Source organism: Mesorhizobium sp. B2-6-1 (genome assembly GCF_006440475.1).
Lineage (GTDB): Bacteria > Pseudomonadota > Alphaproteobacteria > Rhizobiales > Rhizobiaceae > Mesorhizobium.
The window spans coordinates 35386-47971 of sequence record NZ_VFUH01000012.1; the positions used below are offsets into that span (position 1 = coordinate 35386).

The 12586-nt window shown below is 63.3% G+C and carries 14 protein-coding genes; 9 read left to right on the forward strand and 5 right to left on the reverse strand.

From position 1 onward, the window contains the following. Positions 1–117: 117 nt before the first annotated feature. A complete protein-coding gene (gene hemF, locus FJ443_RS22695) occupies positions 118–1032 on the reverse strand; it encodes an oxygen-dependent coproporphyrinogen oxidase (RefSeq protein ID WP_140524918.1) in 915 nt (304 codons plus the stop codon). Positions 1033–1151: 119 nt separating this feature from the next. Here hemF and FJ443_RS22700 point away from each other — a divergent pair, with 119 nt between their 5' ends. Further along, positions 1152–1409, forward strand: coding sequence for a hypothetical protein (locus FJ443_RS22700; protein ID WP_023770299.1), 258 nt, complete (start codon positions 1152–1154; stop codon positions 1407–1409). A 69-nt stretch (positions 1410–1478) separates the two neighbouring features. Here the strand turns inward: FJ443_RS22700 and soxR are convergent, their stop codons facing one another. Beyond that, positions 1479–1949, reverse strand: a complete 471-nt coding sequence (gene soxR, locus FJ443_RS22705; RefSeq protein WP_140496043.1) for a redox-sensitive transcriptional activator SoxR — start codon at positions 1947–1949, stop codon at positions 1479–1481. A 150-nt stretch (positions 1950–2099) separates the two neighbouring features. Further along, a complete protein-coding gene (locus FJ443_RS22710; RefSeq protein ID WP_140582161.1) occupies positions 2100–2573 on the reverse strand; it encodes a tRNA (cytidine(34)-2'-O)-methyltransferase in 474 nt (157 codons plus the stop codon). Positions 2574–2856: 283 nt separating this feature from the next. Here FJ443_RS22710 and FJ443_RS22715 point away from each other — a divergent pair, with 283 nt between their 5' ends. Genes FJ443_RS22715 through FJ443_RS22735 form a run of 5 tightly spaced genes read left to right on the forward strand, consistent with a single transcriptional unit; the run spans position 2857 to position 7991 of the window. Next, entirely contained in the window at positions 2857–3378 is a 522-nt protein-coding gene (locus FJ443_RS22715; RefSeq protein ID WP_181168391.1) for a hypothetical protein, read from the forward strand. 28 nt (positions 3379–3406) lie between these two features. Then, complete coding sequence (locus FJ443_RS22720) at positions 3407–5308, forward strand: ABC transporter ATP-binding protein (RefSeq protein ID WP_140524917.1); 1902 nt, start codon at positions 3407–3409, stop codon at positions 5306–5308. A gap of 13 nt (positions 5309–5321) precedes the next feature. Then, entirely contained in the window at positions 5322–7205 is a 1884-nt protein-coding gene (locus FJ443_RS22725) for an ABC transporter ATP-binding protein (protein WP_140666157.1), read from the forward strand. A gap of 4 nt (positions 7206–7209) precedes the next feature. Next, positions 7210–7677 (forward strand): GNAT family N-acetyltransferase, encoded by a 468-nt coding sequence (locus FJ443_RS22730; protein ID WP_140666062.1) that lies wholly within the window; start codon positions 7210–7212, stop codon positions 7675–7677. Between the two features lie 2 nt (positions 7678–7679). Next, entirely contained in the window at positions 7680–7991 is a 312-nt protein-coding gene (locus FJ443_RS22735) for a DUF6665 family protein (RefSeq protein WP_140496039.1), read from the forward strand. Here FJ443_RS22735 and FJ443_RS22740 read toward each other — a convergent pair. Both FJ443_RS22740 and FJ443_RS22745 read right to left on the reverse strand, forming a co-directional pair. Beyond that, the gene (locus tag FJ443_RS22740) at positions 7972–8856 is read right to left on the reverse strand and encodes an alpha/beta hydrolase (protein ID WP_140666064.1); all 885 of its coding nucleotides are present in this window, start codon (positions 8854–8856) and stop codon (positions 7972–7974) included. The genes FJ443_RS22735 and FJ443_RS22740 overlap by 20 nt on opposite strands. Positions 8857–8987: 131 nt before the next feature. Then, the gene (locus FJ443_RS22745; protein WP_140666066.1) at positions 8988–9332 is read right to left on the reverse strand and encodes a cupin domain-containing protein; all 345 of its coding nucleotides are present in this window, start codon (positions 9330–9332) and stop codon (positions 8988–8990) included. Positions 9333–9644: 312 nt separating this feature from the next. Between FJ443_RS22745 and petA the strand changes: the two genes are divergently transcribed. Genes petA through FJ443_RS22760 form a run of 3 tightly spaced genes read left to right on the forward strand, consistent with a single transcriptional unit; the run spans position 9645 to position 12423 of the window. After that, the gene (gene petA, locus FJ443_RS22750) at positions 9645–10205 is read left to right on the forward strand and encodes a ubiquinol-cytochrome c reductase iron-sulfur subunit (RefSeq protein ID WP_140496036.1); all 561 of its coding nucleotides are present in this window, start codon (positions 9645–9647) and stop codon (positions 10203–10205) included. Positions 10206–10221: 16 nt separating this feature from the next. After that, a complete protein-coding gene (locus FJ443_RS22755) occupies positions 10222–11523 on the forward strand; it encodes a cytochrome b N-terminal domain-containing protein (RefSeq protein ID WP_140496035.1) in 1302 nt (433 codons plus the stop codon). Between the two features lie 27 nt (positions 11524–11550). Continuing rightward, positions 11551–12423, forward strand: coding sequence for a cytochrome c1 (locus FJ443_RS22760; RefSeq protein ID WP_140524913.1), 873 nt, complete (start codon positions 11551–11553; stop codon positions 12421–12423). The last annotated feature ends 163 nt before the right edge of the window (positions 12424–12586 follow it).

Sequence of the window (12586 nt, forward strand, 5' to 3'; positions counted from 1 at the left end):
CTTTTCCGATGCCTATTAGACGAAAAAGAAACTTTGCGACGGCTCCCGCGCCACATTCTGTGCCCATTTCGCAGCGAATGGGACATCAATGCGGCTCACGGCGCGCTCACCATCTTTTTACGGCCAGCGAGCCTCCGGCGGCAGGCTGGAGAGGATCGAGGCGACGTTTCCGCCGGTTTTCAGGCCGAAGATGGTGCCGCGATCGTGAAGCAGGTTGAACTCGACGTAACGGCCGCGACGGATGAGCTGTTCGTCGCGGTCGCCATCGGTCCAGTTCTCGTTAAAATTACCCCGCACCAGATGGCCGTAGACCACGAGAAAAGCGCGCCCGACATCCTGGACGAAGTTGAAATCGGCATTCCAGCCGCCTTTGTCCTCGCCCGAATGCAGCCAGTCGAAAAAGATGCCGCCGGTGCCGCGCGGCTCGTTGCGATGCGGAAGGAAGAAATACTCGTCGCACCAGGCCTTGAATTTCGCATGGTCGGCGATGCCGGCGTTCTTCTCGCAGGCGAACTGCATGGCGCGGTGGAAGGCCATTGTGTCAGGGTCGTCCTGTGTGCGGCGTCGGTCGAGCACCGGGGTGAGGTCGGCGCCGCCGCCGAACCAGTGGCGCGAGGTGACGACCATGCGCGTATTCATGTGCACGGCCGGAACGTTGGGGTTCCAAGGGTGCGCGATCAGCGAAATGCCGGATGCCCAGAAGCGCGGGTCCTCCTCGGCGCCGGGCATCTGCTTCCTGAATTCGGGCGAGAATTCGCCGTAAACCGTCGAGGTGTGGACGCCAACCTTCTCGAAGACTCGGCCGTGCATCATCGACATGGTTCCGCCACCACCCTTGCCGGAATCACGCTCCCACGGCGTCCTTTCGAACCGACCCGGCGACCACGAAGCGAGCGGGCCCTGGAGATCCTGCTCGATCTGCTCGAAAGCACCGCAGATGCGTTCGCGCAATGCCTCGAACCACAGGCGTGCCTTCATTTTCTTTTCTTCGATGTCGGCGGGCAGGCCAGCCGGTATTTCAGGTCGTTCCAAGTGCTGTCTCCGGTTTCGGGGCGGCCGGCCCCTACAAATGACTCGTCTTTTGCCGGCGCGATCCCTAATCTCTTAGGGGAAAGGGTCAAGTCTGATCTGATCGGAGCAAGGAGACCTTCGTGCGCACCCCGGCAAGACCGCCGTTGGATGGCCTGAAGAAAAGGCTCGATCAAAGCCGGGCTGAACGCGCGCGCATGCCGCGCGACGGATTTTTGCGCGAAACCTTCGTCCTGCCGCGTTCAGACGCTCGCCTGAAGGCAAAGGAATGGTTCGAGCGCTTCCCCAAGCAGGCTTACTGGACCGAGATCGAAAGCTGGTTCGAGCGGCCGGGCGATTTGATCGAATTCACCATAAGGCGCCTGCCGGCGGCGGATTAGGATTTCCTCGCCCTGTTTACGGGGACAACCCAATACAGGCGCGGCCCCTTGTATCCGCCTTCACTACGCTCAGGCACCTTCTCTCCGTGAACCGAGAGAAGGAAGAACCAGCCTTCTCGCCCCTGTTCCTTCCCTGGCCAGCCGGTCATCCTTGTTGCGGAGCGGACATTTGTCGATCGACATGCAGCCGCAGCCGATGCAGTCGGTCAGCCCGTCGCGCAATTTCTTCAATTGACCGATCTTGCGGTCGAGCCCGTCGCGCCAGGCGGTCGACAGCAGGCTCCAGTCGTCGCGCGTCGGGGTGCGGCCCTCGGGCAGGGATTGAAGCGCCGTCGCTATCTCGGCCAGCGAAATGCCGACCTCCTGCGCGATCTTGATGATGGCCACGCGCCTTAGCACGTCGCGGCCGTAGCGGCGCTGGTTGCCTGACGTGCGGTGGCTGCGGATCAGGCCGCGAGCTTCGTAGAAATGCAGCGCCGACACCGCGACACCGCTGCGCGCGGCCACTTGGCCAACCGTTAATTCCGCTGCTGGCGCCATCTCGCACTTTTCCGCTTGACCTCAAGTTAAGTTGAGCTTGTAGCGAAGAAGCCATCGACATGCAAACGACAGGAGATGGCGATGTGCGCCTGGGTGAGAATGACGGGCGAGGGCCGTGTCGCGGGCGCCGGCGGGACCGTGGCCGCCGCTTCAGCGGATGGCATTCTGGCCCAGTTGTCGCGTGGCTTCGCCGGCCACCATGGCGGCGGAGAGCGCCACATTGATGCTGCGCGCGCTGGCCTGCATCGGGATCGTCAGCCGCGCGTCCGCCGCCTGATGGACCGGATCCGGCACGCCTGCGGATTCACGGCCGAACAAAAGGATATCGCCAGTGGCGAAGTTGAAGCTGGTGTATGGGGTCGCGGCCTTGGTCGACAGCAGCACCAGCCGGCGCGCGCGGGCCTTGCGCCACTCCTCGAAGGCGTGCCAGTCGACATGCCGGGTCAGGGCAGCCATTTCGAGGTAATCCATGCCGGCGCGCCTGAGCGCTTTATCGGAGAGCGGAAAGCCGGTCGGTTCGATGATGTCGACGCCGATCCCGAGGCAGGCGGCGAAGCGCAGGATTGTGCCGGTGTTGCCGGCGATGTCAGGCTGGTACAGGGCGATGCGGAGACGGTCGTTCATTTCCGCATCCTTCTATTAAGTGGCAAATCGGCCACAGCGGCTTCGCGGTTTTGGAAATTGCTGGACCTGCGGGTGGCCATTTTCTGCGAAGTCGGGTATACAGCGTACATTGTCAACCCGAACCGAAGGAGGGGTAATTCATGATGACCATGCACATCCAGCACCCTCTCCGTGGGCTTACATGCCCGCTGGCGGTTTCGGTACGACGGTTCTCCTGATCTCTTAGACGCTTCCGCACCGATTTCCGCCGAAACCATTCCCTGGTCTTCGAAGGAATCCTGCGATGTTTTTCAAGCTGCCGAAGGGGCCGATGGCCCCGCCCCAACGCGTCTCGACTGATCAGCCGCCGATCCCGCGGCAGGACGTCGAACACCCTTTTTATCTCTATTTTCACACGGAGGACGGACCGATGTTCGATCCCTACAGAATACCGGGCTCGAGGAGCCTGCATATCCACCGGCTGCCGACCTGGGCGCTGCTGATCGGCGAAACGTATTCGTCGGCGGTCCACGCCGAGGTTCGCCGGCGTCCGCATCGCGGCATGCTGCCCGATGTCGATTTCTCGCGCGCGGTTCCCGACCCGAGCCGGCCCTCGTTGGTGCGCCGTATCATCCGGGCGATCCGGCCGGGCGCGAAGATCCGCCTTGTCGACACCGCACCGTCAGGATCAACAAAAGAGCCTGTCGGCGAAAAGCCCGCGAACCCCTATATAGCGCGAAGCAAGGCCGACGGTCCGGATGATTCCGGACCGTCGGCCCTCGGCGCCATGCGGTCCGAGGACTTCGTACGTTCACGCGCCGCGTGAGCGGAAACAGATTTCATGAGCATGACCTATGTTGTTGTTTAGCTGGTTTGAAAAAAGGCTCGATCCGTTCCCGGGCGCGGAGCCGGTCGAGCCGCCCAAGACGCTGGTTGCCTTCTGCCTGCATTACACGCGCGGCGCATGGCCCTATATCCTGGTCGATGCGGTGCTGGTGGCGGCAATCGCCATCGCGGAAGTGTGGATGTTCGGCTTCCTCGGCCGCATCGTCGACTGGCTTTCGGCGCAGAACCGCGAAACCTTCCTGCAGACGGAGGGCTGGAAGCTCGCCAGCATGGCCTTCATCGTGCTGTTCGCGCTGCCTGGCACGGTATGGCTGCATTCGCTGCTCAACCAGCAGACGCTGATGGGCAACTATCCCATGCGTATCCGCTGGCAGGTGCATCGCTATCTGCTCAAGCAGTCGATGAGCTTCTACCAGGACGAATTCGCCGGCCGCATCGCCACCAAGCTGATGCAGACGGCGCTCGCCGTGCGCGAATGCGTGATCAAGGTGATCGACGTCCTGAACTACGTCATCGTCTATTTCCTCGGCATGCTGCTCATCGTCGGCTCGGCCGACTGGCGGCTGGCCGCACCGCTCGGCGTGTGGATGGTCGGCTACATCCTTCTGCTGCGCTATTTCATTCCTCGGCTGGGCAAGGTCGGCGAGGAACAGGCCAATGCGCGCTCGGTCATGACCGGCCGCGTTGTCGACAGCTACTCCAACATCCAGACGGTCAAGCTGTTCAGCCATGCCCGCCGCGAGGCCTCCTTCGCCAAGGAGGGCATGATGGGCTTCCTCGACACGGTCTACCGGTCGATGCGGCTGGTGACGGTGCTGTTCGGCTCGCTCTACATCCTGAATGCGCTTCTCCTGTTCTCGGTTACCGCCATCTCGTTGTGGCTGTGGCTGGGCCAGGCGGTGACGATCGGCGCGGTCGCCGTGGTCATCGGCCTGGTTCTGCGGATGTGGGGCATGTCGCAGTGGATCATGTGGGAAATGTCGGGCCTGTTCGAGAATATCGGCACGGTGCAGGACGGCATCGCCTCGATTTCGCTGCCGCGCCTTGTCGAGGACAGGCCCGGTGCGAAGGAGATCACGGTCTCCAAAGGCGAGATACGCTTCGAGGACATCCGCTTCCACTATGGCAAGCAGAAGGGCGTCATCGAGAACCTGTCGCTGGCGGTGAAGCCGGGCGAGAAGGTTGGCATTGTCGGCCGCTCCGGCGCCGGCAAGTCGACGCTGGTCAATCTTCTGCTGCGGTTCTACGACCTCGAAGCCGGCCGTATCCTGATCGACGGCCAGGAGATCGCAGCGGTGAAACAGGATTCACTGCGCGCCCAGATCGGCATGGTCACGCAGGACACCTCGTTGCTGCATCGTTCGGTGCGCGAAAACATCCTCTATGGCCGGCCCGACGCCAGCGACGACATGCTTGTCGAGGCTGCGCGGCGCGCCGAGGCGCTGGACTTCATCGCCGGGCTTTCGGACCATAGCGGCCGCAAGGGATTCGATGCCTATGTCGGCGACCGCGGCGTCAAACTGTCCGGCGGCCAGCGGCAACGCATCGCCATCGCTCGCGTTATGTTGAAGGACGCGCCCATACTTATCCTTGACGAGGCGACGTCGGCGCTGGATTCCGAGGCGGAAGCGGCCATCCAGGAGAACCTCTACAAGCTCATGCAAGGCAAGACCGTCATCGCCATCGCCCACCGGCTGTCGACCATCGCGGCGATGGACAGGCTTGTGGTGATGGACCAGGGCCGCGTCATCGAGGAAGGTTCGCACGAGGAATTGGTGGCCAAGGGCGGGCTCTACGCGCAGCTCTGGCAGCGCCAGTCGGGCGGTTTCCTGCTGGATGACGGCCCGATCGGTGTCGCAAGCGACGTTGTTGCCAATGACGTTGGCGCAAAGGGACAAGCCGCTGAATGATGGCCGCCGCCGCATGATGACAGCCGTCTATCGCTGGTTCGAGAACTGGGTCTATCCGTTCAGGGAGCCCACGAATCTTCGGCCGCCGTCCGGCGTCGCCGGTTTTCTCTGGCACTATGTCGGCCAGGCCAAGTTCGCCTTCTTCGCCATGCTGGTCATCGGCGGCATCGCGCCGCTGGTCGAGGCCGGGCTGTTCTACTTTGTCGGGCGGCTGGTCGACATCCTTGACCAGCTTCCCGGCGAACGCAGCTGGCATGCGCTGTGGACGGCCGCCGGGCCGGAACTTGTGTTCATGATCGTCGTGGTGCTGGTCGTCCGCACCATCGTCGTCGGCCTGTCGGCCCTGGTCGACGAGCAGACGATCACGCCTGGCTTCTACAATCTGGTGCGTTGGCAGGCGCACCGGCACGTGTCGCGCCAGTCCTACTCCTTCTTCCAGAACGATTTCGCCGGCCGCATCGCGACAAAAGTCTGGCAGGCTGGGCAAGCGACCGGCGACCTGATGGAAAGCTTCATCGAGGTCGTCTGGTTCATGATCGTCTATACGGTGACGACGCTGGCGCTGGTCGCGGGGCTCGATATCAGGCTCGCAGTGCTGGTGGTGATCTGGATCGCGGCCTTCGCCTGGCTGGCCAGGCTCTATCTGCCGGCAATCCGCAAACATGCCGAGGCGACCGCCGAGGCGGGGTCGATGATCACCGGCCGCATCGTCGATTCCTACTCCAACGTACAGACGCTGAAACTGTTCTCCGCCGATGGCGACGACCGCTACATCAGGAGCGGCTTCGACATCTATCTCGACGCGTTGCGCCCGTTCACGCGCCGGCTGACCGGCGTGCGCATGGCGCTGACGACGCTGTCGGGCATCATGATCACGGCGATCGGCTGCTTTGCCGTCTATCTCTGGGTCGAGGGCTCGATTACCGTCGGCGCGGTCGCCTTCACGCTATCGCTGGTGCTGCGGCTCAACATGCTGCTTGGCCGGCTGATGATGCAGCTCAACAGCATCCTGCGCAATCTCGGCGTGCTGGAGAATTCCAAGGCGCTGATCTCGCAGCCGCTCGGTTTGGTCGACGCACCCGACGCCCGGGAACTGGTCGTGGCCGGCGGGCGCATCGAGGTGAAGAATGTCGAGTTCCACTACGGCAAGGGGTTCGGCGTGCTCAACGGCATCGATCTCGTGGTGCGGCCGGGCGAGAAGGTCGGGCTGGTCGGGCCGTCCGGCGCCGGCAAGACCACGCTCGCCAACCTTATCCTGCGGCTGTACGAACTCGAAGGCGGAAAGATCGCCATCGACGGCCAGGATGTCTCGCAGGTGACGCAAAATTCGCTGCGCGCCAATATCGGCGTCGTCAGTCAGGACACAGCGCTTTTCCACCGTTCGCTGCGCGACAATATCAAACTCGGCATGCCCGACGCCACCGACGCGCAGGTGATCGCGGCGGCCAGGAAAGCCGAGGCGCATGATTTCATCCTGACCTTGCGCGACAATCGCGACCGACAGGGCTACGAGGCCTATGTCGGCGAGCGCGGCGTCAAACTGTCGGGCGGCCAGCGCCAGCGCGTGGCGATCGCGCGTGTCTTCCTCAAGGATGCGCCGATCCTGATATTGGACGAGGCGACCTCGGCACTTGATTCCGACATCGAGGCGGCAATCCAGGAAAACCTGGCGCGGCTGATGGAAGGCAAGACGGTCATAGCCATCGCCCACCGGCTGTCGACGATCGCCGCGCTTGACCGCCTCGTCGTGCTCGACGGCGGCCGCATTGTCGAACAAGGCACGCATGATGAACTGGTGGCGCTCGACGGGCTCTACGCGCGGCTGTGGAAGCGTCAGTCCGGCGGCTTCCTCTATCATGAGGAAGCCGTGCTGGAAGAGACGCGGCCGGCGGAGTAGCGGCATGGGCGCGACGCATGAGACCGACTATCTGCTGAAACGGCTGCGGCCGACGACACCGGCCTTCGATGCGCTGATGGAAGAGAGCCGGCGGGAAGGCTACTGGATGCTGGTGCGGCTTCGCGACGGCTGGACAAGCGGCCGCAACAAGTTCCTGAAACACGGCGAGGCACTGTTCGGAGCATGGCACGGCGGCGAACTCGCCGGCGTGTGCGGGCTGAACATCGATCCCTATTTCGAGGGCAGGAACCATGGCCGGGTCCGGCATTTGTTCGTCGGCGCGCGCCATCGGCGCACGGGCCTTGGCCGCATGCTGGTCGAGACCGTTGTCGACAGGGCACGCCACTATTTCGCCGTGCTCAACACCCGTGCGCCGCAGGAAGCCTTCGGCTTCTATGAGCGGCTTGGCTTCGCGCCGGTGGCGGGCGAAGAATTCGTCACGCACCGGATGATCTTCGAGAAAGGAGGTTGAAAATGTCCCTGCGCCCGCCGTCCCGTCTGACCAGCGCCTCGGCCGCCGAAGCCGCCTTCGACGCGCTCGGCCATGAAGTCCTTGCCGAGAAGGCGGCGGCACTCGGCCGCGCCGGACAACGCGTCGAAGAAACGCTGGCCCGACTGCGCAACAATGGCGACGAGCAGTTGCGTCCCCGGCTGCTCAAGGAGGCGGCGGTGGCGGTGCATGGTTACTTCATCCAGCGCGAACTGTGCGGTCTTCGAAAGCACGATGCCGTCATCCGCGAATACAACATCCCGAAGGCGGTGCTGGTCAGGCTCGGCGCCATGTAGGGTTGGCGCTTGCCGCGCCGATTTCCCTGTGGAATCTCGCCAGGCGGCTGGCGAGCGCTTCGGGGTTCTCATCGGGGACGAAGTGCCCGCTGTCGGCAATGATGTCGCCCTCGACATTCGAAAGCCCGGCGGCCCTAAGGCCCTCGACATAGTCGCCGATATCGCCGGACTCGGCCGAGCCCCTGAGATACAGCACCGGAATCGCTGTAGGCGTCGCGGGCCGTGCAGCATTGGCTTTGGCATCTTCGGGGAAGGCGCGATACCAATCGAAACCGGCCTGGAGGCTTTCAGGCCGGGAATAGGCTCTCGCATAGATTTCCCTGGCCTGCGCCGGGATCGATGTCCGATCCTTCGAAAGCACATTGAAGAAGAAGTCGAAATAGGTGCTTTGGTGGCCGCTCACCAGCGTTTCCGGTAGCGCCGGGACGGCATGGAAGGCAAAGTGCCAGATCCGCGGATTGCGAATGACCTCTTCCCATGGCCCGACACCTGGAACAGCGACATTCATGATCGCCGCGCCGGAAAGGATCTCGGGATGGTCGCGCAGCAGGGCGAACACGATCTGGCCGCCGACATCGTGACCGGCCGCCACGAGGTGCCGCAGCCCGCAGGCCTCGGCAACGCCTCTCATCAGCCTCGCCAGGGTTCTCTTGTCGCCCGCCTCAGGCATGCCTTGCGAGCCGCCGATGCAGGGCAGGTCGGGTGCGACGACCCGGTAGTCGGCAGTCAGCCGGCCGATCACCCCTTCGAACGCATAGGAGCTTTGCGGCCACCCATGCAGCAGCAGGAATGCAGGCGCTTCAGCCGGGCCTGCCTCACGGATCGCTATGCTCAGCCCTTCGATTTCGATGTTCGAGGTTTGCATGTCCTGACCCTGCCGGCTGCCTATGCCATAGATCTAGGCGGCGATCGGAAAACCGACAGGGCTGGATTGTTTTTGACGCGGTTGCGGACGGAAACCGTTTCATACTTTTCCAGGAACCACCTGGGCCTGGATCACTCCAGCCACTGGGTAATGAAAGTGCCGTTCTCGTGGATGTCGGTCGTCTCCAGCGGGCCGGGGCCGAGATTGGTGAATTTGTGCGACGTGCCGGGCGGCACGATGACGATCTGGCCGGCAGAGGCCTCGATCTCCTCACCGCCGACCGTGAACAGGCCGATGCCCTGGCGGATGATGAAGATCTCGGCGTAGGGATGGGAATGCAGGCGCGGTCCGCCGCCGGTCTCCGGCAGGTAGTTGAAGATCAGGCAGGAGTTGGAACCGTAGGGGGCACATTGCAACTCGCCCTTCCAGCGGTCGGGGCGAACAGCCCATTCCTCGCGGTCTATGACATGCGACATGGGGGCAGGATAGACCCCCCGGAGCCAGGTGTCGAGGCGAAGGTGGCCCCCGGATTCGCTACTGTTTCCCGGCTGTTTGGCGGTGTTTCACGGTCATCCGCCGTCTTGTCGCGCGGTGCCGGATTTCGTCCCCGCGACAATCTGCCCTTGTGCCTTCACCCGTCTGGACAAAAACGGGCTTCACGCATAAACCGAAGTCCAAATGCCGGAGGAGTTCGCTAGCCTGTTCGCCATGCGCTGTCGGGTTGGCGTGAATGAGCGGGGAACAAGGCTCGCTCACCGGCACGGAAGAGGCGAAAGGATCAGGCACCCGTGAGCGCAACCGACACCCAGGATCCCAACCGTCGAGATTTTCTCTACGTCGCCACCGGCATGGCCGCCGTGGTCGGCGCGGGCGCCGTCGCGTGGCCGTTCATCGACCAGATGCGCCCCGATGCCTCGACGCTGGCGCTCGCCTCGGTCGAGGTCGACGTCTCCTCGCTGACGCCGGGCATGTCGCTGATCGTCAAGTGGCGCGGCAAGCCGGTCGTGGTGCGCAACCGCACCGAGAAGGAGATGAAGGACGGCGAGGCCGTCAATCTCGCCGATCTCAAGGATCCGATCGCCCGCAACGCCAACCTGCCGGCCGACGCGCCGGCGACCGACGCCAACCGCACCACGCCCGGCAAGGAAGCCTGGATGGTGATGGTTCAGGTCTGCACGCATCTGGGCTGCATTCCGCTCGGCCAGGAAGGCGATTTCGGCGGCTGGTTCTGCCCGTGCCACGGTTCGCAATACGATACCGCCGGCCGCATCCGCAAAGGCCCGGCGCCCGAGAACATGGCTGTGCCGGTATTCAAGTTCATTTCCGATACCAAGATCCTTATCGGTTGAGGCAGGGGATATTTCGATGAGCGAGGGACACTCGACCTACACGCCCAAGACCGGTATCGAGCGCTGGTTCGATGCGCGCATGCCTCTGCCGCGGCTGATCTATGACAGCTTCGTCGCCTATCCGGTGCCGCGCAACCTCAACTATGCCTGGACCTTCGGCGGCATCCTGTCGATCATGCTGGTGGCGCAGATCCTGACCGGCATCGTGCTGGCCATGCACTACACGTCCGACACAAATCTGGCTTTCGATTCAGTCGAAAAGATCATGCGCGACGTGAATTCCGGCTGGCTGCTGCGCTACATGCATGCCAACGGCGCGTCGTTCTTCTTCGTCGCGGTCTACATCCATATCTTCCGCGGCCTCTATTACGGCTCCTACAAGGCGCCGCGCGAGCTGCTGTGGATCCTCGGCTGCATCATCTATCTCCTGATGATGGCGACCGGCTTCATGGGCTACGTGCTGCCGTGGGGCCAGATGAGCTTCTGGGGCGCCACCGTCATCACCGGCTTCTTCAGCGCCATTCCACTGGTCGGCGACTGGATCCAGCAGCTTCTGCTCGGCGGTTTCGCGGTCGACAATCCGACCCTTAATCGCTTCTTCGCGCTGCATTACCTGCTGCCGTTCATGATCGCCGGCGTGGTCGTGCTGCACATCTGGGCGCTGCATGTCGTGGGCCAGTCGAACCCGACCGGCATCGAGGTGAAGTCGAAGACCGACACCGTCGCCTTCACCCCTTACGCGACCATCAAGGACGCGTTCGGCATGATCGTGTTCCTGTTCTTCTTCGCCTATTTCGTCTTCTACCTACCGAACTATCTCGGCCACCCCGACAACTACACGGTCGCCAACCCGCTGAAGACGCCGGCCCACATCGTTCCGGAATGGTACTTCCTGCCGTTCTACGCGATCCTGCGCGCCATTACCTTCAACATCGGGCCGATCAACTCCAAGCTCGGCGGCGTGCTGTGCATGTTCGGCGCCATCGCCATGCTGTTCCTGGTGCCGTGGCTAGACACCTCCAAGGTGCGCTCGGCGGTCTACCGGCCCTGGTACAAGCTGTTCTTCTGGCTGTTCGTGGCCGATGCCATCCTGCTTGGCTGGCTGGGCTCGCAGCCGGCGGAAGGCAGCTACGTGTTCATGGCGCAGATGGCGACGCTGTTCTACTTCGCCTTCTTCCTGATCATCATGCCGGTGCTCGGCCTGATCGAGACGCCACGCAGGCTGCCGAACTCGATCACCGAGGCGGTGCTCGAGAAGAACAAGGGCGGCAGCGGGCATCCGGCGGGCGCCACGGCCGCACCTGAGACCAAGGGCTGAGCGGTAGAGAATCTAAGGGGATTTGGCATGAAAAAGATTCTCACCTCGCTTGCGCTGATCGGCCTTGTGGCCGCCGGCCTTGGGGCTACGGGCACCTGGGCGACCGCGGCCGAAGAGGCGCATAACGCGGCGGCGCCGACGCATTTCCCGATCAACGAACCGAAGGAAATGGACTGGAGCTTCACCGGCCCGTTCGGCACCTATGACAAGGCGCAGCTGCAGCGCGGCCTCAAGGTCTACAAGGAAGTCTGCTCGGCCTGCCATTCGATGAACCTGGTGGCATTCCGCACGCTTTCGGACCTCGGCTATTCCGACGCACAGATCAAGACGCTGGCGGCCGAGTACACCATCCATGACGGCCCCAACGACGCCGGCGACATGTTCGACCGTCCCGGCAAGCCGTCGGACCATTTCCCGGCGCCGTTCGCCAATGAGGAAGCCGCGGCAGCCTCGAATGGCGGCGCAGCCCCGCCCGACATGTCGCTGCTGGCCAAGGCGCGGGGCGTGGAGCGCGGCTTTCCGCAGTTCGTCTTCGACATCTTCACCCAGTATGATGCCGGCGGCCCTGACTACATCCACTCGCTGCTGACCGGCTACGACCAGACGCCTCCGGCTGGAATGGTCATCCCGGAAGGCACGCACTACAATCCGTACTTCATGTCCGGCGTGTCGCTGAAGATGCCCAAGCCGCTTTCCGACGGCCAGGTGACTTATGACGACGGCGCGCCGCAGACCGTCGACCAGTACTCCCGCGACGTCGCCGCTTTCCTGGCGTGGGCGGCTGAACCGCATATGGAAGCCCGCAAGAAAACCGGCTTCCGGGTGCTGGTGTTCCTGCTCCTGTTCGGCGCACTGGTCTACATGACCAAGCGCAAGGTTTGGGAAGCAGTCGCGCACTAAGCCGCGCGGCCGGAGATTGAAGAAAGGGCGCCCGCGAAGCGCCCTTTTTGCTTGCCGAAGAGGCTGGCGCGTGAGGTGATCGCTTTGTTGTCGAACAAGCCGGTTGGCAGCGCGGCAGGCGATTGCTATTCGACGCCCCGACGGCGGCGAAGGCTTTGCCGCC